21 protein-coding genes are annotated in these 26,621 nt (G+C 38.8%); 6 read left to right on the top strand and 15 right to left on the bottom strand.

Annotated features, from left to right (window positions below):
- Window positions 1-107: 107 nt before the first annotated feature.
- A complete protein-coding gene (locus KFO35_RS08035; protein WP_002309986.1) occupies window positions 108-749 on the top strand; it encodes a copper homeostasis protein CutC in 642 nt (213 codons plus the stop codon).
- Window positions 750-808: 59 nt separating this feature from the next.
- On the opposite strand, the gene mgtE is transcribed toward KFO35_RS08035, so the two are convergent.
- Genes mgtE through yjbM form a run of 4 tightly spaced genes read right to left on the bottom strand, consistent with a single transcriptional unit; the run spans window position 809 to window position 4,568 of the window.
- A complete protein-coding gene (mgtE, locus tag KFO35_RS08030; RefSeq protein WP_002315660.1) occupies window positions 809-2,170 on the bottom strand; it encodes a magnesium transporter in 1,362 nt (453 codons plus the stop codon).
- Between the two features lie 17 nt (window positions 2,171-2,187).
- Complete coding sequence (locus tag KFO35_RS08025; protein ID WP_002315659.1) at window positions 2,188-3,087, bottom strand: RluA family pseudouridine synthase; 900 nt, start codon at window positions 3,085-3,087, stop codon at window positions 2,188-2,190.
- Window position 3,088: 1 nt separating this feature from the next.
- Entirely contained in the window at window positions 3,089-3,886 is a 798-nt protein-coding gene (locus KFO35_RS08020) for an NAD kinase (RefSeq protein WP_002315658.1), read from the bottom strand.
- Window positions 3,861-4,568: a GTP diphosphokinase gene (yjbM, locus tag KFO35_RS08015; protein ID WP_002309982.1), complete on the bottom strand. Its 708-nt coding sequence runs from the start codon at window positions 4,566-4,568 to the stop codon at window positions 3,861-3,863. Before yjbM ends, KFO35_RS08020 begins: the two co-directional genes overlap by 26 nt.
- 130 nt (window positions 4,569-4,698) lie before the next feature.
- On the opposite strand from yjbM, the gene KFO35_RS08010 reads away from it, so the two are divergent.
- Window positions 4,699-5,274 carry a CYTH domain-containing protein gene (locus tag KFO35_RS08010; protein ID WP_002315657.1) on the top strand — a complete coding sequence of 192 codons (576 nt, stop codon included), beginning with the start codon at window positions 4,699-4,701 and terminating at the stop codon, window positions 5,272-5,274.
- Between the two features lie 117 nt (window positions 5,275-5,391).
- The gene (locus tag KFO35_RS08005) at window positions 5,392-6,069 is read left to right on the top strand and encodes a ClpXP adapter SpxH family protein (protein WP_002315656.1); all 678 of its coding nucleotides are present in this window, start codon (window positions 5,392-5,394) and stop codon (window positions 6,067-6,069) included.
- Between the two features lie 71 nt (window positions 6,070-6,140).
- On the opposite strand, the gene pepF is transcribed toward KFO35_RS08005, so the two are convergent.
- The 4 genes from pepF to spxA all read right to left on the bottom strand — a co-directional run bounded on the left by pepF (window position 6,141) and on the right by spxA (window position 10,606).
- Entirely contained in the window at window positions 6,141-7,949 is a 1,809-nt protein-coding gene (pepF, locus tag KFO35_RS08000) for an oligoendopeptidase F (RefSeq protein ID WP_156272265.1), read from the bottom strand.
- Window positions 7,950-8,127: 178 nt separating this feature from the next.
- On the bottom strand, window positions 8,128-9,126 hold the full coding sequence (locus KFO35_RS07995; protein ID WP_025477307.1) for a competence protein CoiA: 999 nt from the start codon (window positions 9,124-9,126) through the stop codon (window positions 8,128-8,130).
- Between the two features lie 97 nt (window positions 9,127-9,223).
- On the bottom strand, window positions 9,224-9,877 hold the full coding sequence (locus tag KFO35_RS07990; protein WP_002315653.1) for an adaptor protein MecA: 654 nt from the start codon (window positions 9,875-9,877) through the stop codon (window positions 9,224-9,226).
- Between the two features lie 330 nt (window positions 9,878-10,207).
- Window positions 10,208-10,606: a transcriptional regulator SpxA gene (gene spxA, locus KFO35_RS07985; RefSeq protein WP_002296384.1), complete on the bottom strand. Its 399-nt coding sequence runs from the start codon at window positions 10,604-10,606 to the stop codon at window positions 10,208-10,210.
- 764 nt (window positions 10,607-11,370) lie between these two features.
- Between spxA and KFO35_RS07980 the strand changes: the two genes are divergently transcribed.
- Complete coding sequence (locus KFO35_RS07980; protein ID WP_002315652.1) at window positions 11,371-12,078, top strand: HAD family hydrolase; 708 nt, start codon at window positions 11,371-11,373, stop codon at window positions 12,076-12,078.
- A gap of 145 nt (window positions 12,079-12,223) precedes the next feature.
- Here KFO35_RS07980 and KFO35_RS07975 read toward each other — a convergent pair whose 3' ends face one another.
- From KFO35_RS07975 to KFO35_RS07960, 4 genes are all read right to left on the bottom strand, one after another.
- Window positions 12,224-15,418 carry a DEAD/DEAH box helicase gene (locus KFO35_RS07975; RefSeq protein WP_070704448.1) on the bottom strand — a complete coding sequence of 1,065 codons (3,195 nt, stop codon included), beginning with the start codon at window positions 15,416-15,418 and terminating at the stop codon, window positions 12,224-12,226.
- Between the two features lie 18 nt (window positions 15,419-15,436).
- A complete protein-coding gene (locus KFO35_RS07970) occupies window positions 15,437-18,565 on the bottom strand; it encodes an SbcC/MukB-like Walker B domain-containing protein (protein ID WP_070704451.1) in 3,129 nt (1,042 codons plus the stop codon).
- 6 nt (window positions 18,566-18,571) lie between these two features.
- The gene (locus KFO35_RS07965; RefSeq protein WP_002315649.1) at window positions 18,572-19,693 is read right to left on the bottom strand and encodes an exonuclease SbcCD subunit D; all 1,122 of its coding nucleotides are present in this window, start codon (window positions 19,691-19,693) and stop codon (window positions 18,572-18,574) included.
- Window positions 19,694-19,880: 187 nt separating this feature from the next.
- Complete coding sequence (locus KFO35_RS07960) at window positions 19,881-20,504, bottom strand: lysophospholipid acyltransferase family protein (RefSeq protein ID WP_002309961.1); 624 nt, start codon at window positions 20,502-20,504, stop codon at window positions 19,881-19,883.
- A 128-nt stretch (window positions 20,505-20,632) separates the two neighbouring features.
- On the opposite strand from KFO35_RS07960, the gene KFO35_RS07955 reads away from it, so the two are divergent.
- Both KFO35_RS07955 and KFO35_RS07950 read left to right on the top strand, forming a co-directional pair.
- The gene (locus KFO35_RS07955; protein WP_002315648.1) at window positions 20,633-21,367 is read left to right on the top strand and encodes a tRNA1(Val) (adenine(37)-N6)-methyltransferase; all 735 of its coding nucleotides are present in this window, start codon (window positions 20,633-20,635) and stop codon (window positions 21,365-21,367) included.
- Window positions 21,357-21,641 carry a GIY-YIG nuclease family protein gene (locus tag KFO35_RS07950; RefSeq protein WP_002309959.1) on the top strand — a complete coding sequence of 95 codons (285 nt, stop codon included), beginning with the start codon at window positions 21,357-21,359 and terminating at the stop codon, window positions 21,639-21,641. The genes KFO35_RS07955 and KFO35_RS07950 overlap by 11 nt, the downstream gene beginning before the upstream one ends.
- A gap of 68 nt (window positions 21,642-21,709) precedes the next feature.
- Here KFO35_RS07950 and KFO35_RS07945 read toward each other — a convergent pair whose 3' ends face one another.
- The 3 genes from KFO35_RS07945 to aspS all read right to left on the bottom strand — a co-directional run bounded on the left by KFO35_RS07945 (window position 21,710) and on the right by aspS (window position 26,613).
- On the bottom strand, window positions 21,710-23,593 hold the full coding sequence (locus tag KFO35_RS07945; RefSeq protein ID WP_002314148.1) for an acyltransferase family protein: 1,884 nt from the start codon (window positions 23,591-23,593) through the stop codon (window positions 21,710-21,712).
- A gap of 266 nt (window positions 23,594-23,859) precedes the next feature.
- On the bottom strand, window positions 23,860-24,735 hold the full coding sequence (locus KFO35_RS07940) for a YitT family protein (RefSeq protein WP_002291388.1): 876 nt from the start codon (window positions 24,733-24,735) through the stop codon (window positions 23,860-23,862).
- 108 nt (window positions 24,736-24,843) lie between these two features.
- Entirely contained in the window at window positions 24,844-26,613 is a 1,770-nt protein-coding gene (aspS, locus tag KFO35_RS07935) for an aspartate--tRNA ligase (RefSeq protein ID WP_002315647.1), read from the bottom strand.
- Window positions 26,614-26,621 lie beyond the last annotated feature (8 nt).

Genomic DNA, 26,621 nt, shown 5'->3' with positions numbered 1-26,621 from the left:
GTTCCCCCTCATTTCTGTTTTATCTTACCGTTAGATGCTCACTTTGGCAACTGGTAAAAATATGATACAATGCCTAGAAGAAAGCGAAAGACAAAGGAGAAGATCAGATGATCAAAGAATTTTGTGCTGAAAACTACACATCTATTCCTCTGGCAATTGCCAGAGGAGCTAACCGAATCGAATTATGTGACAACTTAGCGGTCGGCGGAACGACCCCAAGTACTGGTGTGATCGAAGAAACATTAAGTTACGCAGGGGAAAAAAATATCCCTGTAATGACGATTATCCGTCCTAGAGGGGGTGATTTTGTCTATAACGATATCGAATTGAAAATTATGCATACTGATTTGATTGAAGCAAAGAAATTAGGGACGGATGGCGTAGTTTTTGGTTGTCTTACTCCCTCAGGATGGCTAGACGAAGAAGCATTGGAACTATTGATCGAAACCGCAGAAGGCGTACAGATCACCTTCCATATGGCTTTTGACAGTATTCCTGAAGAACGGCAATTTGAAGCAATCGATTGGCTGGCAGCGCACGGTGTTGACCGTATCTTGACGCATGGCGGCCCTGCTGATCAAACGATTGAAGAACATTTCCCACGGCTCAAAGAATTGATTGACTATGCAGATGGCCGTTTGATCATTTTGCCCGGTGGTGGCGTAACAGCAGCGAATGCAGCACATGTAGCTAAAGAATTAAACGTGAGTGAAGTCCACGGAACTAAAATCGTTGAACTTCAGCCATAATCTTATAAACAAAAAACATTGGCAACAAGCAGTATACTTGTTGCCAATGTTTTTGCTTTTTACATAAAATAGCCCATAAATAAAGAGGCAATATTGAAATAAATCAGTACACTTGTCAAATCACTCAAGGTCGTGATAAATGGACCGCTTGCTACCGCTGGATCAAATCCTAGACGATCCATCAGCATCGGAATCAAACTACCTGCAAGATTCGCCACTGTTATCGCAAACAGCATGGCCATCCCTATCACAAATCCTAAGATAAAATTATGTTTCCAAAAGCCCACGATCAGAAAAATCGTAATCCCTGTAACAGCTCCTGTTACGACGCCGGTCAAGACTTCAGCCAAAACAAGTCGGACAAACCCGTGATCTTTGTCATCAGAGATTGCAAGTCGACGGACAGCCACAGCCAGCGACTGGGTTCCAGCATTACCAGCTGTTCCTGTGATCAGTGAAATGAAGACCGCTAAAATGCTCGCTTCACTTACCAAGTCTTCATAATGACTGATCAAAGAAGCAGTAGACATACCTAAAAACAACAGAGTGATTAGCCAAGGCAAACGTCGAGATGCTGCCTTTACTGGATTTTCATTGATTTCTTCCACATTGACCCCGGCAAGTCCTGAATAATCGCTGGCAGCTTCATCATCAATAACGTCAATGATGTCATCGACTGTGACGATTCCCAACAAATGATCATCATAATCGGTGACAGGAAGAGCTAAGAAGTCATAATCCCTGAATGTTTGTGCCACATCTTCTTGGTCGTCGCCTACATGAACTGAAAGCACCCGCTCGCTCATCAGATCAGAAATCATAGCATCATCATCATTCACGATTAGGTCGCGTAGAGAAATAACCCCCACTAGTTGACCTTCTTGATTAACGACATAGATGTAATAGATTGTTTCAGCAACATCTGCTTCATTCTTCAGCACATACATCGCAGAGCGAACGGTTTGATTTGCTACGATCGAAACAAATTCAGTAGTCATGATTGCACCAGCTGTTTCGTCTTCGTAATGGAGCAATTCCTTGATTTCACTGGCATCGTCTGCAGACATCAAACTTAAATATTTAGCAATTTGCTTTTTATCTAACGTATTAAGCAAATCGACAGCATTATCTGTATACATCTCAGAAAGCATATCCGCTGCATAGCTAGGACGCATCTCATCCAGATATTCTTTCATATGTTCGTTATCTTCTTCAATCACATCGAACATATCCGCTAATTCTTTAGGCGACAGATAGGAATAGATCAGCTGCCTGTTCTCTTCTGTAAGAGATTGGTAGAATTGCCCCTGCTCATAGATATGCATCTCTAAAAAACTGTTTCTGAATGCCTGAATATTATTTTCCCTTAAATCTTGAGTCAACTGGGCAAATCTTTCCTCTAATTCTTGATTTTCATCCAAACCAATCTCACCTCGCCTTATTCTTCAAACCGTCTCACAACTGCCTCCATGTCTGCGGCTAAAGGCTGCTTGAACTCTAGCAGCTCTTCTGTAAATGGGTGGTAAAAACGCAGATCATAACAATGAAGGGCTTGTCTTTTTATTCCCAGATCCATTCGTCCGCTATACATATCATCACCGAGCAGTGCACAGCCAATGGCGGAAAAATGAACTCTTATTTGATGTGTCCTTCCTGTATGCAGCTGGATATCAACTAACGCGATTTCTGTTAGTCGCTTCTCTATCCAGTACTCCGTCTGTGCAGAACGTCCTTCATTAGAGACCATTCGCTTCAGTAGCGAAGAATAATCTCGGGCAATCGGCAAATCGATATGTCCATGTGCCGATAAATTGGAAAGCATTCCACTGACTAATGCCTGATATTTTTTTACAAACTTCTTTTCACGAAGTTGCGTGTCTAATTTTGCGTGCGCAAACCCATGCTTGGCAAAAAGCATCAAGCCAGACGTATCCCGGTCTAGTCGTGTAACTACATGAATTACTTGGTTTTCGTACCCTTGTTTTTTGTAATAAGCTTTTACACGATTTGCCATTGTCCCATTTGGATGGTATTGGGCAGGAATGGACGAAACGCCTGCTGGTTTGTTTACTACCAGAACATGTTCATCTTCATACACGATATCGATCGGCGTTTCGTCCAAAAGTACGGTTTCATGTTCTCCTTCAGCAGGAATCACAATGGTTACCTTATCATCCTTGGCTAGAGAAAACAAGACATTTTCTACTTGATCATTGACTTTGATTTGACCGCCTTGAAATTTTATTTTCGCTAACAGACCTTTTGAGATCCCTTTTTCTTTTAAAAAATATTTTACCTGCTGAGAATGATCTTTCTCATAATCCCATGTAAACTGCATATTAATCCTCACCAATAAAGGCATCTTTCACGCGATGCCAAAAATGCATATGTCGATAAGAAGCAAAATGGATCCGTTCTTCTGCTATTCGATAATAAATAGAACGGATATCGGCTTTTGCGACATTCAATTGATCAACCGTTACAAGATAATCTTCTGTATTTTCCAATTTTATTTCCAACCACTCATCATGGGCAATCACGATCGGAGAACCCAAAGTACGAAACACTCGATTATTCAGCGAAGCAATCTCAGCCAATTGAAAGGCATTGATACTAGGATGGATCACTGCACCGCCGACACTTTTATTATAGGCAGTCGAACCAGTGGGTGTAGAAATCGTCAATCCATCTCCTCTGAAACTTTCAAACAATTCATTTTTAATGTATACATCGGCTACCATCGTACGATTGGCCCGTTTAATCGTTGATTCATTTAGTGCTAAAAAATGCTGATCAGGCGTTTCATCCAAATAACTGATCCGAACATCCAACAAGGGATAGCTGACACTTTGTTCCCGATTTGTTCGCAAGCTGTCTACTAGTTCTTCCAACTCGTAATCTCGCCAATCAGTATAAAACCCTAAATGACCTGTATGCACGCCTAAGAAACGCACGTCATTCAGACAATGACTGTAGTGATGAAATGCCGATAATAATGTGCCATCTCCACCAATTGAGATGACCAACTCTGGTTCATGATCATCTCGCTGGATCCCAGCTTGTTCTAATAGTGTGTTCAAGCGCTCAGCCACTTCTATGGTCTTTGCTTCTTTATTGTGAACGATCGCTACTTTCATCCCCTGCCTCCTCTCTTTCGCTTTCTTTCTTCAAAAGCGTTCGATAGTAGACATCATCTGATTTTCCTCTTCCATGGGAGAACAATCGCTGTGCTTCTTGGATTTCTTCACGGATACTAGACATCTCTTCATCCAGCTGATACGCAGCTTCTGCCGCACGCTGAAGTCGTTCGCTCATTTCTTCTGGAAAAACGCCTTGATATTTATAATTCAGTGAATGCTCGATCGTTGCCCAGAAATTCATCGCAAGGGTCCGTATTTGGATTTCCGCCAAAATTTTCTTCTCACCACTGATCAACTGTACAGGATACTCGATCACCAGATGATACGAACGGTAGCCACTTGCTTTCTTATTAGTGATGTAATCCCGTTCTTGAAGAACTTTCATGTCTTTTCTTTTACGGATAATCTCAACAACTTGATGGATATCTTCTACAAACTGACACATGATCCTTAAGCCGGCAATATCAGACATTTCTTCTTCTAAGCGTCCCATCGGAATATGACGTAACTGTGACTTTGTTACGATGCTGTCAACTGGTTTGACTCTCCCAGTGACAAATTCAATTGGAACATGACGATTTTGTTCACGAAACTGTTTACGGATTCCCCGCAGTTTCACTTTCAATTCTGATACAGTTTGTTCATATGGTGCTAAAAATGCTTCCCAATCTCGTTCCATAGCTGATACCTCTACTTCATTAACATTCATTGTTTATTCTACCATATATGCAAAGTTTTTTCGTACTCTTGATTTATGCATTGACCAAAAAAAGAAAATTAGGCAGAATAGACAAAAAGGAGTCGATCAAATGACGCAAATGCTTGAAATCGAATATAAATCTATGCTGACAAAGCAAGAGTACGAGATATTCATCGCTCACTATCAATTAACAGATAAAGATTTCCGTGTACAGACTAATATTTACTTCGATACCGTTGATGAACAGCTGAAGAAACAAAATTGTGGCCTACGAATCCGTTTCGTTGGTCATCAAGCTGAATATACATTAAAAACACCTGCTGAGGAAGGACGTCTCGAAACGACGGATACCTTTGTAACAGAAGAAGCAGAAGCATTCATCTTTCAAAAACGTTTGCCTCGCTCGGGCGCAGTTTTTCAAAAACTTTCTGATTTGAATATCGATCCTGCTTCATTGATCCAAACAGGAAAGCTTACAACAAAACGGGCTGAGTTCCCTATTGAAGAAGGACTTTTAGCTATCGATGAAAGCTGGGGAGACAATCTTCATGATTTTGAACTAGAACTAGAGGTAGGGGATGCATCTGCAGGAAAAATTGCTTTTATAAATTTTTTAAAACGTTTTTCTTTGCCTTATCGTCCTGCTAAGAACAAGATCCAACGTATGCTTGAGGCTAAAAATTAGAAACCTTTCATTTTCACAAGGCACTTGAGTTCATTTTTTTACTTTTTTCTGTTAAGTTATAGGATGTGAAAGAATCTAGTCACTAGTTGTATAGAATCTATTTTGGGGGAGATTCATATGATCGAAATCTATTTATTTGTTAATCCTTTAGGGGAATATTGTTTCGAAATGGAGCAACAGTTATTACAATTTATTGAAGAAGAGTACGGAACACCATCAAAAGAAAAGATGCAATTTCGCTTTCTTCCTTTGGTCAATTTGCAGACAATTGGGGATGTCATGCAACAAAAAGGAATTTCTCAAAACAATCTTGAGAAACGTAACCACTTATTCTCAACGACTTATTCTGCCGCATTAGACTGCAAAGCGGCTCAATTCCAAGGAAAGAAAAAAGGCCGCCGTTTTTTGATCAAACTGCAAGAAGCAGTCGGCTGCAATAACATACCATATTCTCGTGCACTTGCTGAATCGATATTTGAAGAGATTGGCGGCGATTTGAATATGTTTAAAGAAGATCGGCAATCTGACTTTGTTAAAGAAGTATTCTTTTCCGATCAAAAAATTGCTCGGGAAATGGGCATCACGAAACATCCTTCCGCAGTCGTTTACAATTACGCTTGCGATCGTGATTTTGGTGTTTTAGTAGAAGTAGAAGGCACCAGCAGCCTTTGGAGAATCAAAGAGCTGTGTAAAACAACAGATAACTCGTATCAAGTTTTTAATGGTGAACATTTACATACAAATGATTCTCAGTTCCATTCACGAACTAGCCATTTACACTTGCTTTCTAATTAAAAAAATGCGTCGACTCCCTTACAAGAGAGCCGACGTATTTTTTTCGTTTCTATTCGGAAAAATCAAAAATCTTATAAACGATCAATCAATTCTTCTAATTCGTTTAGTCGTTGTTCAAACATCGACATTGCATCTTCGATATACGCAGCCTGTGTCATATCTACTCCTGCTTTTTTCATCACTTCAACAGGATAATCACTGTTACCAGCTTTTAGATAAGCCAAATAGTTCTCTAGCGCATCTGGTTCCTGACTGAGTATTCTTTTCGCCAACGCTGAAGCAGCAGAAAAACCAGTCGAGTATTGGAAGACATAGTAATTATAGTAAAAATGCGGGATCCGTGACCATTCAAATTTGATTTCTGGATCTTCTTCGACTGCCGGACCATAATATTTTGCATTCAATTTACCATAACTATCACTTAGATATTCACTAGTCAATGGCACACCTTTTTCATCTTCCGTATGCATGAAGTGCTCGAATTCAGCAAATTGTGTCTGGCGGAAAACTGTTCCTTTAAATCCATCCAAGTAATGGTTGAGCACATAAGCCCGGACACGAGGGTCTTTTTCTGTTTCCAATAAATATTCTGTTAGGATATTTTCGTTCGTTGTCGAAGCAATTTCTGCTAAAAAGATGGAGTAGTCACCGTATACATAAGGCTGGTTCGACCGTGTGAAATAACTGTGGACACTATGTCCCATTTCGTGGACAAGCGTAAACAGCTGATCCAATGTATCATGCCAATTCAATAAAATATATGGATTTGTGTCATAGCTTCCCGAAGAATAGGCACCACTTCGTTTTCCTTTATTTTCGACAACATCGATCCAACGTTCAGAGAATGCTTTTTCTACAATAGTCATGTACTCTTCACCCATTGGCTTCAGTGCTTCCAAAGCTTTCTCTTTTGCTTCTTCATACGTAAAGGTGATTGGAGCTTCTCCTAAGACCGGTGTATAAAGATCGTACATGTGCAGTTTTTCCACTTCTAATAAACGTTTCCGTAATTCCATATATCGATGCAGCAAAGGCAAATGCTTGTTTACCACGGCTACCAAAGTGTCGTATACACTTTCAGGAATATGATTATTGCTCAAAGATGCTTCTCTGGCAGAGCTGTAATTACGAACTTTTGCTTTAAAATTATGTCCTTTTATATGCGTACTTAAAGTAGAAGCAAACGTATTTCTAAATTGTTCATAAACACTGTACAACCCTTTAAATGCGGCTTCGCGAACACTTCGATCCGTGCTTTCTAGCAACTGACCGTACACGCCATGAGATAATTGGACTTTTTCACCATTCTCTCCTTCGATCGTTGGGAAAACTAAATCTGCATTATTCAAAACAGCAAATATATCACTTGAAGCCTCAAAGATTTCACCTGCTCCTGCAAGAAGCGATTCCTGATCGGCAGATAAAACATGGGCACGATTATCTACTATTTGCTGGATATAGTGACGATAGACTTCTAACTTCGGTTCTTCTTTGAAATATTGCCAAATCCGTTCATCTGATAACTGCAATATTTCTGGTTCAAACCAGGAAACAGCTTCACTAACCTTTGAAAACAAACTACTTGCTCTTGCATAAAGCGCTTGATATTCTGTATTCCCAGTATCTTGATCGTTTTTAAGGTGCGCATAGACATAAATGATTTCAGTTTGGCGATAAACACTCAACACAAATTCAATCGCATCAAGAAATTGAGAAGCCCCTTGATCAAGTGTTCCTTTGTATTTTTCAGATTTTTTTAACTTTTCTGATAATTCTAGATATTTCTCATCAAATTCTTGGTCGCTTGAAAAGATCTTGGTCAAGTCCCAAGTTAAATTTTCAGGCAATTCTTCGCGTTTTGGCAACTGCTTTACTTCCATGAAATCCACTCCTTTTTATATCCTTTTGTCTCGGTCTATCAAAATAGATCCTCGTCTAACATCCACATGTTACAGCGTCTGATTTTTCTACTAATCTATGTGTCTGCTTCTATCAATTTTAGCACAACTGAAACTTGTTTTACATAGAAAACCGATTCCTGTTCTATTTTTATACTTACTATATTTTCCAAGAGGATAAATGTGTGCATTCATCAAAAAATTGCCGATAGACCATCTCTTCCTCAATCATAGGGAAAAGCCACTGCATTTTATATTCTTTTACTTGGCAAAACCATGAGCTGAAATCAGGTACTTTCTGTTGTTTTAAGGATTCTTCGTACAACATTCGATAAAGAAAAACCTGTTCTCGTAAATAAAAGAAAAACCGACTGTTTTGATAGATCCACGGTGATAGATACAAAAGGTGCTTGTGACGCAAGTAGCACTGTTCTTGTATGGATACTGTATTTTTTTGTTTGTAAATCAGCTGGCGCGCCAGCCACTTCTTCCCATCCTCGCTTAACCTGTCTGTTTTCTTCCTCTGATTTATTTTGATCTCATTATTAGTAAATATTTTTTTTAGATCATTACCAGAAAAAGTCCAGCAGCTACTGAAAAAAGAAATGTGACCTGATACAGTCTCTGTAATATGATGATATAAATAAAGTTTTTGGTTCTTAAGGTCAGCTTTCCAGCAATGTACCCCCCTTTTTCTATTATAATAGCAGCAACTTTTTTCTATCAATGAAAATTGCCGCTGTCCAAGAAAAGAATGACCAAGTATCCACCATACTTGGTAACCGTTGTTCAAATAACTTTTGGTTCTTTCAACAAATCTCTGATGAGACAATCTAGAACATTGGATTTCTAATGCTAGATTAGCCAATAAAATATCTGGTCTCTGCCTCAACCTTGGCAAATAGGCTTCCAAAAATGCAGGTTCTGCTGACTGTCCCAGCCAATCCATGAAATATTCCTTTAACTGCAAGTGTTCTTCTGATTCCCCCTCACTAAAAACCGAACAGTTGTCGGTTTTTCGATGGGCAAAATGAGCACATTTTTTCTTTCCCCTTTTCAAAACCACTCTTTTCCGACAACTACGACAATAATACGTTTTCTCTTTTTCTGCATATTTAGCAGAACAGCATTCATGATATTCATTCATCGCAAGCAGCATTTTTCTCCCTCTGAACTTATTTACGTCTAACAATTTATTTACACGAAAAAGAGCCATATCGATATATGATCGATATGGCTCTTACTATAATGATGATTTATACAAAATAAAATTTCGTACGCTCGATAGCATTACGCGCCATCAGACACTTTCCATATTCATTCAATGTTTCTGGTGTACGATCGCTCTTTTCTGCAAACTCCAAAATTCGAGCAATCTGATTCTCTACATCCGCTTGGTTGAGATTCTCCATCCAGAAATGAACGACTAGGTAATAACGCTCTTCGAATAAGTACAAATCAGTCCAAGCAGACTCTAGTTCAACATCTGTTGCCAGCTGGATCACTTGCTCAAAATCTTCAAAAGCAAAAATTGCTTGTCTTTCCTGTTCTTCTAGGGCGCTTCCAGATAATTCTTCTTCCGGATCGCTACCAATAATTTGCTGACGGAGAAATTCGCTCACGTCTTCTGAATCCACAGCAGAATCTTCTGATTGAGAAACTTCTTCATCTGGCAGGTTTTTACTGATAAACAGTTCTAATCCGTCTCCTTTTGGCAAAACTTGGAAAGTGACAGCTTCGCTTCCTCGGAACTCCTCTTCGATATCAACTTCTTCCAGAATACTATAAAAGAAATTTTCGATTTCTTTGTGATTGCCAAGTAAATCCAAAAATGAAACGCCCCGTTCTTCTAAATCTTCATGACCTATCAGTACACGGATCGTATTTTCATTAATATGTTCCATTTCCATTTTGCTACACCTCACTTTGCCGCAATGTTCAATATAGATTCATTGTAGCGAAATCAGCTTAAATGTAAAGAAAAAAAATCCCGCTGTTAAGTGAATTTAATAAAACCAGCAGATTTTTCCAATCGTTCAAGCTATCTTATTTAACTATAACATTTTTGGGAGATGAATACTATATAGCCGACTTTTTAGCTAATCAATCACTTCTGTTTTTCATACCATGATCACTCTCACACCCTTTTTTGTGCCCACAATAAAGAACGCTATTTATAAAAACAAAAAAACTTGGAAAAACTATCCTCGTAATAGTTTTTCCAAGTTTCATTTTATCTTCTATAATCCAGCCATCAATTGTGCTTGACGCAATTCTAATTGTCGTACATCGCGCGGCAGGAATCGACGAATCTCGTCTTCATTAAAACCAACTTGTAGACGTTTATCATCAATCATGATTGGACGGCGAAGCAATCCAGGATTGTTTTGCACAAGTTCCAATAGTTCTTGTAACGGCAGATCATCTAAATCCATGTTCAGTTTTTGGAATACTTTGGAACGTGTCGAGATGATTTCTTCTGTTCCGTCTTCTGTCATTTGTAAAATCGCTTTTAATTCAGAACTGTTCAATGGTTCTGAAAAAATATTACGTTCAACAAATGGAATCTGATGTTCTTGCAACCACGCACGAGCCTTTCTGCAGGAAGTACAACTTGGGGAAGTATATAATGTTAACAACGTGCACCACTCCTTTTCGTGATAAGAATCACTTTTTTGTAACAGAAGATCATAATAATCTCCCATCTGTTTCTATTATACATAATCAACTTTTAAATAGCTACCTTTTTTTCATAATTTTTTTAAAAAAATGAAAGTTATCTAAGGTTAATATACAGTAAAACCAGCGTTCTTGCTTTTTTCATCATTTAAAAATTAGAGTTTTCAAATCTAATTCAAATTTTAGAAGACAATGAAACAGCAAACAAAACTGTACTATTATTTTATCTAAAAACACAAATGAAACCGATTTCTTAAGATTTTTTATGTTTTTTATTTCTTTGATAGTAATGTTTCTTGTCATTTTAGATAATATTGTTCTTTATTATAACGCTTATTTTCTCTGTTATATAAGCGCAATATTTTAAAGCAATGATTACTAGATAAAATTTACTATAAACAAATAAACTAAATAACGTTATTTTATGTTTGAATAGTTATACTGAGACTGTATTAAAAAAATAAACCTTTCGAAAATTCCTCAGAGATTGCATTAAAATAAACCAACCGAGTTACACAATAATGATTAATTTGTTCATCAAACCTATTGACGTGTTTCATGATTTTTAGTGAAAAAAACTGAAATATAAAAACCTTATTCTGTCAAGGAAACAGAAATATAGTAAGAAAAACCTTTATTTATCAGCTTTTTTAGATGATTTTTTCTGTTACAATAGTCAAGGATTTGTGAAAAAATCAATGAAAACCGAAAGGCGTGTAAAATTTTGATTAAATCAGTTGTGTTTGATGTTGATGATACAATGTATGATCAGCAGCAGCCATTTCGAAATGCGGTAAAAAGAGTCGTGCCGCTTGTTTCAGATGAAGATATGCATCCACTATATATCCGATTCCGTCATCATAGTGATGAAAACTTTCCAAAAGTAATGGCAGGAGAGTGGACGCTAGAATATATGCGAGCACATCGAATCAGCCAATCACTAAAAGATTTAGACTACCCTCACATCACAGAAGAAGAAGGTCTCCTATTTCAAAAAATTTACGAGGAAGAACTTGATAATATCTGTTTGCATGAGGAGGTCAAAAAAACACTTGACTTCTTGAAGGAAAAAAATGTCCCATTAGGAATTATCACAAATGGACCGACTGACCATCAGACAAAAAAATTAAAACAACTTCAATTGAACAATTGGATTCCTTCCCACAACATGCTGGTTTCTCAAGCAACAGGTTTCCAAAAGCCAGAAAAAGAGATTTTTCAGCTTGCTGAGAAAGAATTTTATATGCTTCCAGGAGAGACTCTATATGTTGGCGACAATTATGACAATGATGTTTTAGGTGCAAAAAGTGCCGACTGGCAAGCACTTTGGTTCAACCATCGAGAACGCAAAATCGACCAGACCCCTATTTGCGATATCGAAATTTCTTCTTTTGATCAGCTGTTAGAAACAATGAAGACAATCTTTGCTTAACGCCTATAAATAAAAACAAAAAATAATAGCAAGGAAATCGGGATAAAACAGAAACCCAGCTTCCTTGCTATTTCTTAAATCAACTAAACACCTGCTTTTTTCGAAAAATCTTCTTATCCATTACTGAACGATTGTTTCGAATCTCTTACTTCTCAATCTCTCCTACACTTAAGATCATGCGGATATCTTCTTCAGTCAGTTTTGTCAGCTGTTCTTCATTTCCTTGGATCACTTTTTGGAACAGTTCGCGTTTTTCTTGTTGGAGCGAATCCATTCGTTCTTCAATCGTTCCTTCAGAAATCATACGCCACACTTCTACCACATTTTTCTGTCCGATTCGATGCGCACGACCAGCAGCTTGTTCTTCAATTGCAGGGTTCCACCAAAGGTCATACAAGATGACCGTATCTGCTCCTGTCAAATTCAGTCCCGTTCCCCCAGCCTTTAAAGAAATCAGGAAAACATCTTTTTCGCCTGCATTAAATGCATCTACCATACTTAATCGATCTTGCGGTTTTGTACTGCCTCTTAAATAAAATGTTGAGATTCCCAGCTCGGCTAACTCTTCTTGTAAGATAGTAAGCATACCTGTAAATTGAGAAAACAGCAGAACTCTGCGTTTGTTCTCTTTGGCAGCGACTAATAGATCTTTTACTTGTTCGAGTTTGCCAGAACCGCCTTGGTAATCTTCAATAAACAGACGAGGATCGCAACAAATTTGACGCAACCTTGTCAGACCTGCTAGTATCCCGATCCGGTTTTTCTTGAATGCTTCAGAATCCATTGACGAGATTTCTTCACGCATTTGACGCAAGTAAGCTAAATAAACGGTCTTTTGTTCTTCTGTCAGTGCAGAATATAGATTCATTTCTGTTTTTTCTGGTAAGTCTTTCAACACAGTTTGTTTATCTCGCCGTAAAATGAACGGTCGGATCATTTGCGCAATTTCTTCTGCGGCAAGTTCTCTGAATTTTGTTTTGGTTGGGAAAAATCCTGGCATGATTGTTGCAAACAATGACCACAATTCTTCTAAATTATTCTCGATTGGTGTCCCACTTAATGCAAATCGCTGAGGCACAGCTAATTCTCTCAATGCTTGAGCAGTTTTCGTACTACTATTTTTGACCATTTGCGCCTCATCAAGGATCAAATAATCAATTTTTTGTGACTGGTAATCAGCTAAATCCTGTCTCAAACTGGCATAAGAGGTCACTCGAATATCTGTGTCTTTAGCCAGCAATTCTTCCCGTTCTTTTTTATTCCCATTGATTACTTGGATATTCAAAGAAGGAGCGAATTTTTTTACCTCTGCCTGCCAGTTGTAGATTAAGCTGGCCGGCGCTACGATCAAAGCAGAAAAGCTTTCCCGTTCTTCTTTTTCCGAAAGTAAAAAGGCAATCGTCTGCAGTGTTTTCCCAAGTCCCATTTCATCGGCTAAGATACCGCCAAACTGATAATGGCCTAACATCTTCAACCACCGGAACCCTTGCTTCTGATACTCTCTCATCTTTGCATTCAATCCTTTGGGAAGTTGCGCCTGATACCCTTCTGGATGAATGAGATCTTGGACCATCGTTTGAAACGATTCGCTAAAAGTAGCATTGCTTTTTTCCAATTGATTTTGAATGATCAGTCCTTGATTCTTAGGTACATGGATCGTCCCTTCTTCTGAACGTATTGACTCTCGTAATTGTTGCAATACTTGACTTGTTTGTTGGAATTCCTCTGAATCAAAAGAAAGAACCTGTCCATTTTCCAATGTATAAAAAGCATCATTTCGCAACAAGCTTTGCAGTACATGATCAATCTCTTGCTCTTCTATCCCCGATACGTCGAACCGAATATCAAGCCATGAACCAGTCTCGGTTACTTCGATTTGCGGTTGATGTTTATGCGCATCTAAATACAACTCCCGCAACTTTCTGCCAAGTCTGACTTCACCAAACTGACGGAAGACAGATAGTTCTGTACGGAAAAAGGCATATAGTTCCTCCCCGCTTGGCAATGGACGCTCATAGCCAGTTTCATTTTTCTGGTAGCGATACATCCTGAATAAATCAAGGACTCGTTTTTCTTCAGCTCTGTCACGCAGCACCTGAAAGTCCTGATTGGCCGAGACCTCATGTTTTGGATCGGTCGAATAGATGACTTCGCCATAGACGAAATCGACTCGAGCTTGGATTTTTCCTTTGGCTTTTCGAAAAAAGAAAATAAATTCGACTGGAATATCTGCTACTTCCTTTTCTACTTCAGAGGCAATCACTACGTCTCCGATCTCCGAAAGAAGAGGAATGATTTCTTTAAACAAGGCCGGTAGTTCTTTTTTCTTGAATACTACTTCTGGTTTCTCCAATCGGCGAATCAATTGTTTCCAAGTTTGATAAACTGTTTGTTGATGCTTCGTTAGAGAATAGAATACTCCCTGGATAAGCCCCCACTGATAATGCATAAAGAAAAAATCAAAATCATTCAATGCTTGCAATAAATAGTCTTCTCCCTGTTTTTCCACTTTGAATGATAAAGGCTTGTTTTGATCGGAAAATTGGATTCCTTGATCGTTTTGTTCATTTATCTGCAGATGCAAACGTGTCGTCTGATTCATCTGTTCTAGTAGGAAGCGGGCTTGTTCTACTGGGAGAAGCAGGTATCTTTTGTCTAGTTTCCCTTTGACTTGCAAGCCATTCGTGCCTAATAATTGATGCGTTTGGGCACTTCCTGCAAGATGAGCGAGTATTTTTTGATCTTCTTTTTGAAAAGCCCGTTTATCTAGACGAAACTGATACTGCTTATTGACTGTGTAGGTTTCTTTTTCTGTGTAAGCCTGTAAAAAATCATAGATGTTTTTTACGATATATGTTTTTTTCGGCGATGCCAAAGAACCGATACGTAAGTAAAGCGCCAAAATAGAAAGCTCTGGATGATACTGATTTGTCTCAATCGTTTCTACTTGGTATTCAATAATCAAGGGTTGCACCGCTTGAGGATTTTTTTGTGTTTTTAGACGAGAAAAACCTTTTGCAATGATTTCTCCTTCACTTGTTGTTTTTACCGGTTCTAACATCGGCTGGTCTTTTTTCATGATACGAGATAGATTTTTCGACCGTAAGTAAAGTTCCACAGCAACTGTATGCTTACAATATTTATGTTCCTCCCAATATGGACATTGGCAGTAATCTATCTCTTTTGCTGTCCCATCCAAATCAACCATATACAATTCACTGCCCAAGACTTCTGCATGCCACACGTTTTCTTCTTGGTCAGGGACAACCGATAACACTCGGCCTTCTTGCAAGTATTGATGCCCACGTGCAATGACTTTTTCCGGAATACTCCATTTCATAGTTACCAATCTCCCTTTTTATCCAAGTTGATAGCGTATTTTGCTTTGTCCGCTACCTTCTGTATCAATTCTTATTTGCTGTAATACTCGTTCTTTCAATTCTCTTACATGACTAATGATCCCGATCATTCTTCCTTCACTTTCAATCGTTTCTAAAGCTTCCATCGCCATTTCCAAAGCTTCTTCATCTAATGACCCAAAACCTTCATCAATAAACAATGCATCGATTGCTACCCCACCAGCTTGTGTCTGAATCACATCCGCAAGGGCTAATGCTAAAGAAAGTGCTGCAATAAAACTTTCACCGCCAGACAGCGTATGCGCGCTTCGAGACATGCCTGCCTGATCATCATAGATATTGATTTCTAATCCGGTTTTCCCTCGATAACTGCCGATCGTATCCGCTAGTTCAAACTGATAACGATTTTTCGTTAAACGTTGGAGATGATCATTTGCTACTTGTAACACTTCTTGTAGATAAACTTGAAGCACATACCGTTCTAAACTAGTCTTCTTAGGATTTTCTCCGTTGAATGTTTGCGAAAGCTGCTGTAATTGCGTAAGTTCATCTAATTGCGTCTGGCTTGTGTGATAAATCGAAAGACATTCATCGTAGATTTTCTGGTTATTGATTTTTTGTTCTTGTAAACTGTATATCTTTTCTTGCTTTGTTTCGATCATCTCTCTTATCTCTTCCAATTGCTGGCTGATCTCTTCTGTATCTGGAACTATCTCCGTCAGCTGGATATTTTCTAATTGACGTAGTCGGTCAGCTGTCACTAATTGTGCTTCATGATAAGTAGTGATTATGCGCTGGTTCTCTTCGTATTGTGCTTGCTGTTGTGCGAATGCACAGACTTCCTCAGTTGTTGAAAAATACGATTGGCTTTCCAGCTTTTCAGCTATTCTTTGCTGTTCTTTTTCTATTTTTTCATCTATTTTTTCTATTTGTTCCTGTTGAAGATCAAGTTGTGTCCGAAGCATATGCAGATCTTGCAACAATTGCATTCCTGCTTTCTGCTCAGCAGCGAGTTGGTTTGAGTCTTCTTCTAACTGTTTTTCAAGTTGTCGTATCTCTTCTTCTAAACAGTTGCTATCCGTATCTTGTAATTGTTTTTCTAAACTTTTGATTTCGCCTTGCAGTTGTTGAAGCTGATTATTTTTTGCTGTCTGTTGCTGCTTGTAGACAGCTAATTGCTGCTCAAGCTTTTCTACTTGTTGGCTTATTTCTTCCAGTTCTGCTCTTGCATTGGCTATCTTGCTTTTTCGTTTATCTAAAGATTGTTCGATTACTGTAAGAGCAGTTGTTGTTTTTTGTTCTGTTATCGCAGGAAATGCCTGTTGCAAAGCCTGTTGTAAGTGTTTTTCTTGTCCATCTAGTTGTATATTCGTTTCCATGATTTTTTGTTCTAAATCAGATAATTGCTGTTGAAGATTATTTTCATATGCTTCATTTTTGGCAATGATTTGCTGGGTTCTTTCTACAGCTGACTCAGCTTCTGCCAGTTGTTGCTCTACTTTTAAGATATCTTCCTTATTTGGCTGTTCATGTTTTGATTGTTGTACGGGATGTTCTGTCGACCCACAAACCAGACATGGTTCCCCCGGACGCAAAAAAAGCTGAAGACGAGCAATTTGCTGCTTTGCCCATTGGCTTTTCAGCTGTTCTGCTTGTTCTATCTGTTGTTTCAATCGCTGATTATTTTTTGTTGTTTCTTCGGCTGCTTTTTTGAGTTCTTCTCTTATCTGTTCGAGTGATTCGATACTTTTTGTTTTTTGTTGTTCTATTTCCTGCTGTTTTTCATCTAGATGTTTTAACTGTCCAAAAGCAAGACGATCTTCCTGCAGTTTTTCCTGATCCAATAAGATTTCTTGAAGAATTCGAGTTCTTTCCTGATAAATAGCCTGTTTTTGATGTAGCTTTTCGGCGTTCATTTCTTCTTTATCTAATGAATGTTTTAATTGTTCTGCTTCTTGTTTTTTACTACGCAAGGCTTCGACAATCGGTACCATCATCTGTTTGTTTTGCAATTGTTGAGCAGCTTCTTTGATTTTTGTTTGCCGATGTATGCGGTCTGTTTCATTTTTTTGCCACTCTTCATAATACTGCGTAGTCATCGCTAGTTTCTTTGTTTGTTCACTGCTTTTTTGTGACAGTTCTATTTTTTCAGCTTTTATTTCTTTCAGGTGCTGGATTGGTTCAATTAAGCGTTGTGTAAATTCATAATACCCAATCCATCGTTTCTTTTCCTCTATTTCGTCTTTTTGAGCGGCTAATTTCTTTTGCTTATTTAGTAATGTCGCTTTTTCTTCATAGCTTTTTTTCAAGGTTTCAAAACGATAGTAGGAATTTTCTAATTGTTTCTGTTTCTCCTGATAGTCTGCTAAAACTTCTTTTTCTTCAGTGATTTGTTTTTCTAGTATGGCCTGATGGTTTGTCCATTGGGAAAGAACGGCTTCAAACCCTGCTGCTGCTTCCTCTTCTTTGACTAAAACAAATCTTTTTTGCAAAAGATGAAGTTCTTGCTCTAAATGATCTAGTTTTTGTTGCTGTTGCTTTGCTTTTTCCTTTAATCGCTCATTAAACTGTTGGAAAAGCTGAGTACCGAACAAATGACGTAAAACAGTCTCTTTCTCACTGCTTGATGAAACCAAAAAATTACGGAATTCTCCTTGGGGCAGTAAAACGATTTGGGAAAACTGTTTCGCATCGAGATTCATCAGTTCTCTGATCAACTGGTCTGCTTCTGTACGTTTTGTGATTTGTTTTATTTCTTTTCCTTTCCCATCAAAAATGGTCAACGTTACTTTAGCTGCCTGTTTTTTTGTTCCGTTTCCTTTTCGTTTCGCTAAAACTTGTTCTGGTTTTCGTTCGATTTCATAGTTCATCTGCTGATGTTCAAAAGAAAAAGTCACGCTTGTTTCTTCTTCTGGTGTAGCAAACAAGGAACGCATCTCTTTTCCAGAACGAAGTCTTCCGGAAGTTTCACCAAAAAGTGCGAAAGTGATCCCATCAAAAATCGTCGTTTTTCCTGCTCCAGTCTTCCCGCTGATCAAAAAAAGCGGTGCTTCTGTCAATCGTGAAAAATCAACGGTCTCATTGATAAAAGGACCAAAATTTTTAAGTTTTAATTTTTTCGGTTTCATTCTTGATCATTCCATTTCCATGATTTCTTGCAACGTTTCTCCGAGCCATTTTTCTTGGTTTGCCGTTAGCTGTTCTTCCGTCATTTCACTAAAAAATGCTTCTGCTAATTTTTGAGGATCTTTCATTTCTAGTACTTTTCGTTTGCGCTTTGTTTGTTCTGCTCGGCCGTTTGCCCGTTCAATCCCCAAAATACGTGGATATATTTGCCGAAGCTGGTTCATCATATTCGGGATGATCGTTCTGTCCGTGAGATAGATATGGATATAATTCTCCCGATTGACGGACTGATAGAAGGCAGGATCCAACAATTCTTTAAAACTTGCTGTTATTTCTTCAATATCATGCAGTGGTTCGATCTCCCTAAAATTCAACTCTAGGTCTGTTGCCAGATCAACGATCCATACGCCTTTTTTCTGGTTGATCTCAGATAGAGAAAATTTCAACGGCGAGCCACTGTAGCGAGCATTATCTTGCCTTAAAGCAGCTTGATTATGCAAATGTCCTAGTGCTACATAATCAAACGGTGCAAGCAGTTCGCCTGGGATCGAATCCAGACCCCCTACTTCGATTTTCGTTTCCGAATCAGATTTTACACTTCCCATTACAAAAAAATGGCTAATCAATACGTGTTTTTTCCCTGAATCGAACAGCTCTTCCATTTTATCTATCACTTTTGCTACCGCTTGCTGGATCGTGCGGATACTGTCATCTTCAAAATATAATCTGGCTGCAATTGGTTCAAAGTAAGGAAGAAAGAAAAATTGTATGTTGTTAAACTCGACTGGTTCGAAAGCTTCTGCTAGCTGCGTTCGCAAAAAATAGTTCGAATAACTGAACCATGGCGTACCAGCTGAAAGTCGCGTACTGCTATCGTGATTTCCTGATATAGCAAAAATTGGGATTCTTTCCTTTAAATTCCAATCAACCATCAATTCATTGTATAATGCTACGGCATCGACAGCCGGCACACTCCTATCATATAAGTCTCCTGCAATCACGATTGCCTCTACTTTTTCTTCTTTCGCGATATTCAGTATAGAAGATAATACATGACGTTGGTCTTCAATCAAGTCATAACCTTGTAGTTTTTTTCCGATATGCCAATCGGCTGTATGTAAAAAACGCATCCAATCACCCCAAAAAATGTCCTTCTAATCATTATAACACTTTGATCCATTACATGACACCCGTCTTCTATTTTGCACGTTGGAAAGCAAAAAGAGGGCAGACTTGACGTCTCTCCCTCGTTTTTCATCGAAAAGTCTGAACAGAACAGGAGATTCAAAAAGACCGCCCACTCCTAAACTTATCACTTTATTTTTTTTTGATTTCATATTTGAAATCTGGGTTCACTTCTTTGTCCAATTTATCAAAAGCCGCTTGTGTTCGTCGTTCGATCTCCGCCATTCCTTCTTTATCCGTTTTCTTGATATCTGATAGGTCGATTGGTTCACCGAAACGCACTGTCACTCTCTTACGCTTGAACAAATCCCCAAGTGTCAGCGGACCTTGGTATACGGCTGGCACGATTTTCGCTTTAGACATTCTGGAAATCAACGCCATCCCGCCTTTAAGTTCTGTAGCATGCCTTGTCCCACTGGGGAACATGATTAAACTCAAATTTGTCGATTTTAAAATCTTTACAGGTGTTTTAATGACACTTGGTCCTGGATTCTCTCTTTTAACTGGAAAAGCATTGGATCGAGTTAATATAAATCGCAGAACCGGATTTTTGAACAGTTCTTCTTTTGCCATAAAGCTGAATTCCTTCGGTGCTGCAGCTACCGCTAGATATAATGGGTCCCACCAAGTACGATGGGGGGCAACTAGTATGTAATTCTCATCTTGCGGTAATACTTCTTTATTCTCATAACGGGCATTTCCATTGACTAAAGCTAATAGTACTCGAACTACCCCTCGCATAAATCGATAAAACATAGTCTCTTCCTTTCCCTTCTTATGGTCATAGTATGCATAAAAAACAGAGGTTTGACAAGCCACCTTGGTTCTTTTTAATAAAAATAGTATAATACAAACGACTATTTTTTTCATTTTGGAGGGAATCCATGCTTCACGAAGACGAACGAATCGACCAATTATACGCAGAAGATATCAAAATTATCCAAAGTTCCCAAGTATTTTCTTTTTCTTTAGATGCTGTGCTACTTGCTCATTTCTCTCGTGTGCCTAAAAAAGGACAGATTGTTGACCTTTGCGCAGGTAATGGTGCAGTTGGCCTGTTTTTAAGCAAACGAACTCAAGCAGCTATTGATGCTATCGAACTTCAGCCTCGCCTAGCAGACATGGCAAGACGCAGCATCGCGCTGAACCATCTAGATGAACAGATGACAGTCCACACCATCGATCTGAAAGACAGCTTATCCGTCGTTCGGCATAATTCTTGTGACTTAGTCGTCTGCAATCCACCTTATTTCAAAGGGCTGCCAACAAATAAAACGAACCCTAATAAACACCTAGCAATCGCCCGTCATGAAATCCATACAACATTAGAAGAAGTGATCGACAATTCAAGTAAGTTACTAAAAACAAATGGGCGTTTCGCTATGGTCCATCGACCTGAACGATTCTTAGAGATCATCCAAATTATGCAAAATCATCGGATTGCACCTAAACGGATCCAATTTGTTTACCCAAAAGCTGGAAAAGAGGCAAATATTTTGTTAGTTGAAGGAATCAAAGATGGTAAATTAGATGGATTCAAAGTCGCTCCGCCATTGATCACTTACGATGCAGACGGGGAATACACAGCAGAGATTCATGAGATGCTCTATGGCAAATAAACATTATTTTTACGTATTATTCTGTAAAGATCAGACATTTTACGGTGGGTACACAACAGACCTTTCTAGGAGACTAGGGGAACATAACAATGGTACTGGCGCTAAATATACACGTCTTCAAAAAAGAAGACCTGTTAAGATGATCCATGCAGAAGTATTTTCTTCAAGAAGCGAAGCAACAAAAGCAGAAGCTGCATTCAAAAAACTCACCCGAAAACAAAAAGAACATTATTTGAAGACACACTCAACCGTTTTGCTTCCTGAAAATAGATAACTGTTAAAAACACGATAAAAAAACTTCAGGCAAAAACAACTGTTTTTGCCTGAAGTTTTTTGTAGCTATTATTCTGATACGTTTGTCTCGCTGCTGTTCGTACTTGAACTTCCTCCTAGCAAGGCTTCACTGACTAAGTGAATGTAATGTGTCATCCCTTCAGGATTTGGATGGACTTGATCATCATAAAACCAGTCACTATGGTCATTACTGTAGCTATACCAATCAATCAGCGTCATATTGTCGTATTTTTTCGTCATCTGTTCAAGCATCGCATTCACGTCATTTTGCCAACGTTTCGTCGGTACTCGGACATTGACCCAGTATACTTTTCGATCACCGATTGCATCCATCACGCTATCAAACTGAGCTTCAGAGAATGAGCCATTCGTTCCTAATCCAATTAGAACAGTGTCTTTCAATAAATCTTGTTCCTTTAATTTTTCAATATACGGTACACTGGCGTATAATTGTCGCCCCACATCGCCATCTACCACTACTTTTGGATAAAGCTCTTGTAGATCAGTTGCAGCATCTAGCATAACTGAATCACCAAATGCCGTTAGCTCTAATTTTTGTGCCTTGTTTCCTTGGGCCTTAGACAACTCGTACTTATCAAGAATCGCTTGGTCAACTGAACTAGTGGTATTTTCTGAATTGTTTCTGGTTTCTTCTGCTAATTTTTTACTTTCAGCGATCTTTGCCTGCAATTGTTTTTGATCGGCCGTTACAGCATTTTTCGGTGCCGTAACGAAACCAACGAATGCAATTGCTACAAGTAATGTGCCTGGAACGACCCATGGTTTGCTCTTACTGATGATCGGTTTGCTGAACCATCCTTTCATCACTTGGAATGTACGACCATAGTCAAAACGTGCTAGCGGACGTTCCACATATCGATAAGAAAGTTCACTGATGATTAAAATCAATGTAATTTCCACTAAAGTATGGAACAGAACATGATCAGCAATATCAGTCACTTTTGCTTCATAAAAAATCATAACTGGAAACTGATACAGATAAATCCCGTAGCTTCGTTTGCCAATCCAAGTAAATACTGGATTTGTCAGCCAACGATTCAAGCTTGCTCCAGGATGTGCTGTCACTGCAACTAGTACTACGCATAACAGACTCACTAGGAGCATCCCTCCATAATAGATGAAATTGTAATGATCATCTAAAAAGAAGAAGCAAAGAATCAGTGCCAGCAGTGAGATTCCTCCAGCGATATTCAGGATACTTTTTGCTTGTTTCGGGATGTTTTTCTTCAAACGAGTACTTGGCCAAACAAAAGCGAGCGCACTTCCCAACCATATAGAAAACAGCCGGGTGTCCGTTCCATAATAAACACGGGTTGGATCGCCCCCTGGTGTATACAAAATCATCATCAAGATCGCAGAGAGGAAAGATGTACCTAACACGGTATAAAAGATCCATTTTCTTTTACGAACAAATACCATCAACAATACAAACAAGATTGGCCAAACCAAATAGTTTTGACCTTCTACCGCTAAAGACCAGATATGTGTAAACGGTGATTCATTAGCAAATCGGTCGAAATAAGATAAACCGTTATTGATTTGCCACCAATTGTTGACATACAGTAAGCTGCTGACGACAACTCCTCGAAGATTATTCAACAATCCTCGCTGGAACAAGGTGATATAAGCCGAAGCTGTAACAAGCATAAAAACGAGTGCCGGATAGAGTCTCTTCATTCTTCTGACATAAAATTGCCAAATATTGATTTTTCCATTTTGTTCCCATTCCTGCCTTAGCAGATCCGTGATCAGATAACCAGATACGACGAAAAAAATCGGAACGCCCAAATAGCCGCCTTTCATACTAGTTGGCAGAAGGTGATAGAAGATAACACCAACCACAGCTAATGAACGGAGCCCATCAAACCCAGTGATGTAGCGGCTGTTTTTTAACCTTTTTTGTTTTTCCATTCAATATTCCAACTTTTCATAAACTTTTTTCATTCGTAATATACGGGTATTAAGTGAAAATAGCAAGTAGAATCGTGTCCTTTCTCTACTATTTTTTTCTATCATCCCATAAATTTTAAAAAATAAACATGCTTTTTTTCAACTTTAAGAAAATTTCAAATAAAAAAGTAGTTTCTATTTGCTGACCCGTCCTTTGGTAGAAAAAAACTGCAGACAAACGAATGTCTGTCTACAGTAGTATTTCATGAATTTTTGTCAAACTCGATCTAAATGCCATCCTCGTAGAAACGCCCAAGTATCTGGACATTTTCCGCGATACTTACAAAAGCTTGCGGATCAGAAGCTTTCATCGCTTCTCTGAGTAGAGGCAGTTCGTAACGTGTAACGATCGTCATCAATACTGTCTGCTTATCATGTTTATAAGCACCTTCTGCTTCATTGATGATCGTGATTCCTCTACGCATACAGTTTTGGATTTCATTCACTACTTTTTCTGGATGTTTCGTTACGATCATTACCTGCATTTTCTTTTGTTTAGTATAAACGACATCAGTTACTTTTCCACTGACGAAAATAGACAACGTACTGTAAAACATATATTGCCAGCCAAATAGAATCCCAGCAACAAAAACGATCAATGCATTGAAGTAGATCGAGATAGAACCAATCGACTTTCCTGTTTTTTTACGAATCGTGATACTCACGATATCTAGACCACCCGATGATAGGCCATTTCTCAACGCTAGCCCAATCCCTAGTCCCATCACAGCCCCACCAAACAACGCACAAATGATTGGATCGGTAGATAAGACTGTTTCCGGTAAAATATGGATACAAAGGGAGGTCAAAGTGACTGTGATAAAAGTGAAAATTGTAAACTTCTTCCCGATTTTGAACCACGCCAAGACGAACAAAGGTATATTCAGTAAATACAAAGTGGTTGATACCGGCACCTCGAACCCTATCAGTGATTTTGACAAAGTCGTCAAAATCTGAGCCAGGCCAGTAATACCACTTGAATAAATATGTCCTGGTTGATAAAAGAAATTCAATGCGACAGATGCGATCAACGCATAAACGATTGATACCGAAAGTTTGGTCGTGTAATCATGGTAAGCCCAATTTTCGAATGTTTTTTTCATGGAAAAGCCCCGCTTTATATGTTATGGCTTCATTATAAAGTGTTTTTCAATTAAATCAAGGTTGCCAAAAGAAGCAGATTCGACAAATCCTTTTTGCCTTTTTATCGGCTATTCTTCTATATTGGTTACATCAATATTCAATTCGAACAATTGTAAAGGTGAAACCATACTTGGTGCATCACTCATCACATCGGCTGCTTTTCCGTTTTTAGGAAAGGCAATGACTTCACGAATATTGTCTTCCCCTGCTAATAACATTGCAAAACGATCCAATCCTAATGCAATGCCGCCATGTGGAGGGAATCCGTAATCTAAAGCTGTTAGCAAGAAACCAAATTGTTCTTCCATTTGTTCTTTTGTAAAGCCTAAAGTTTTCAACACTTTTTCTTGAAGTTCCCGAGTATGGATCCGGATAGAACCTCCACCTAGTTCATAACCGTTCAAGACGATATCATAAGCTTCTGCATAGACTTTTGCAGGGTCTTCAGCCAGTAATGGGATATCTTCTGCTTTTGGCATCGTGAATGGATGGTGAGCAGAGACATATCGTCCTTCTTCTTCTGAAAATTCAAATTGAGGCCAATCAGTTACCCATAAGAAATTGAATTTGGATTCATCGATTAGTCCTAATTCTTTTCCTAAACGTGTTCGGATAGCCCCTAATGCAGCAGCGACGATTTCACTTTTATCTGCGCCAAACATCAGCAAGTCACCTGGTTCTGCATCTGTTGCTTTGATGATTGCTTCTGTTGCTTCTCCCATGAATTTAGCAATCGGGCCTTTCAAACCGTCTTCTTCCACTTTCAGCCATGCAAGTCCCTTAGCTCCGAATTGCCCTACATATTGTCCTAACTGATCCATATCTTTTCGTGAGTAGCGATCTGCAGCGCCCTTCGCATTCAATGCTTTCACGACTCCGCCGTTTTCAAGAGCCATTTGGAAGACTTTGAATTCTACTTCTTTGACTGTTTCGCTTAGATCGATCAATTCCATTTCAAAACGTGTATCCGGTTTGTCGCTGCCGTAGCGAGCCATTGCTTCATCATAGGTCATACGGGGAAATGGCAATGCGACTTCGATGCCGCGAACTTCTTTCATTACCTTCGCAATCAATCCCTCTGTGTAGGTTTGGATTTCTTCTGCTGTTAGGAACGTTGTTTCAATATCTACTTGCGTAAATTCAGGCTGACGATCTCCACGTAAATCTTCGTCACGGAAACAACGAACGATTTGATAATAACGGTCGAACCCAGCATTCATCAGCAATTGTTTGAACAGTTGAGGAGATTGCGGCAACGCATAGAAATGTCCAGCATGGACACGTGAAGGAACTAAATAGTCTCTTGCGCCTTCTGGTGTAGATTTTCCTAGGTAAGGTGTTTCAATATCTAGAAAGTCATTATCGTCTAAATAATGACGAATCGCTTTTGTTGTCGCATTTCTCAATTTGATGTTTTTAGTCATTTTGGGACGTCGCAGATCCAAATAACGATATTTCAAACGTATTTCGTCACTGATTGCTTGATCATCTTCAATTTGAAATGGCGGTGTTTTTGCTTGATTCAAAATCACGATTTCACTTGCAATCACTTCAAATTCACCAGTGGCCATTTTAGGATTTACTGCATTTTCACCGCGTCTTCTGACTACCCCAGTTACTTCGATCACGTATTCACTGCGGCATTTATCTGCGATTTCCCATGCTTCTTTGTTGATTTCAGGATTGAAGACGATTTGAACGATTCCTTCGCGATCACGTAGATCGATAAAGATTACTCCCCCAAGGTCTCGTCTTTTTTGTACCCATCCTTTTAATGTAACTGTTTGTTCTAATTGTTGTTCGGAAACTAATCCGCAATAAATCGTTCTTTGTGCCATTTCTTTTT

Source organism: Enterococcus lactis, assembly GCF_015751045.1.
Classification (GTDB): domain Bacteria; phylum Bacillota; class Bacilli; order Lactobacillales; family Enterococcaceae; genus Enterococcus_B; species Enterococcus_B lactis.
This window is presented reverse-complemented; position numbering and strand designations above follow the sequence as displayed.

What these genes read in the sequence shown, in the direction of transcription:
- KFO35_RS08035 (WP_002309986.1), top strand. Translation starts at nt 108, where the DNA reads ATGATCAAAGAATTTTGTGCTGAAAACTACACATCTATTCCTCTGGCA.
- KFO35_RS08025 (WP_002315659.1), bottom strand. Translation starts at nt 3,087, where the DNA reads ATGCAGTTTACATGGGATTATGAGAAAGATCATTCTCAGCAGGTAAAA.
- KFO35_RS08020 (WP_002315658.1), bottom strand. Translation starts at nt 3,886, where the DNA reads ATGAAAGTAGCGATCGTTCACAATAAAGAAGCAAAGACCATAGAAGTG.
- yjbM (WP_002309982.1), bottom strand. Translation starts at nt 4,568, where the DNA reads ATGGAACGAGATTGGGAAGCATTTTTAGCACCATATGAACAAACTGTA.
- KFO35_RS08010 (WP_002315657.1), top strand. Translation starts at nt 4,699, where the DNA reads ATGACGCAAATGCTTGAAATCGAATATAAATCTATGCTGACAAAGCAA.
- KFO35_RS08005 (WP_002315656.1), top strand. Translation starts at nt 5,392, where the DNA reads ATGATCGAAATCTATTTATTTGTTAATCCTTTAGGGGAATATTGTTTC.
- pepF (WP_156272265.1), bottom strand. Translation starts at nt 7,949, where the DNA reads ATGGAAGTAAAGCAGTTGCCAAAACGCGAAGAATTGCCTGAAAATTTA.
- KFO35_RS07995 (WP_025477307.1), bottom strand. Translation starts at nt 9,126, where the DNA reads ATGCTGCTTGCGATGAATGAATATCATGAATGCTGTTCTGCTAAATAT.
- KFO35_RS07990 (WP_002315653.1), bottom strand. Translation starts at nt 9,877, where the DNA reads ATGGAAATGGAACATATTAATGAAAATACGATCCGTGTACTGATAGGT.
- KFO35_RS07975 (WP_070704448.1), bottom strand. Translation starts at nt 15,418, where the DNA reads ATGAAATGGAGTATTCCGGAAAAAGTCATTGCACGTGGGCATCAATAC.
- KFO35_RS07970 (WP_070704451.1), bottom strand. Translation starts at nt 18,565, where the DNA reads ATGAAACCGAAAAAATTAAAACTTAAAAATTTTGGTCCTTTTATCAAT.
- KFO35_RS07965 (WP_002315649.1), bottom strand. Translation starts at nt 19,693, where the DNA reads ATGCGTTTTTTACATACAGCCGATTGGCATATCGGAAAAAAACTACAA.
- KFO35_RS07960 (WP_002309961.1), bottom strand. Translation starts at nt 20,504, where the DNA reads ATGTTTTATCGATTTATGCGAGGGGTAGTTCGAGTACTATTAGCTTTA.
- KFO35_RS07955 (WP_002315648.1), top strand. Translation starts at nt 20,633, where the DNA reads ATGCTTCACGAAGACGAACGAATCGACCAATTATACGCAGAAGATATC.
- KFO35_RS07950 (WP_002309959.1), top strand. Translation starts at nt 21,357, where the DNA reads ATGGCAAATAAACATTATTTTTACGTATTATTCTGTAAAGATCAGACA.
- KFO35_RS07945 (WP_002314148.1), bottom strand. Translation starts at nt 23,593, where the DNA reads ATGGAAAAACAAAAAAGGTTAAAAAACAGCCGCTACATCACTGGGTTT.
- KFO35_RS07940 (WP_002291388.1), bottom strand. Translation starts at nt 24,735, where the DNA reads ATGAAAAAAACATTCGAAAATTGGGCTTACCATGATTACACGACCAAA.
- aspS (WP_002315647.1), bottom strand. Translation starts at nt 26,613, where the DNA reads ATGGCACAAAGAACGATTTATTGCGGATTAGTTTCCGAACAACAATTA.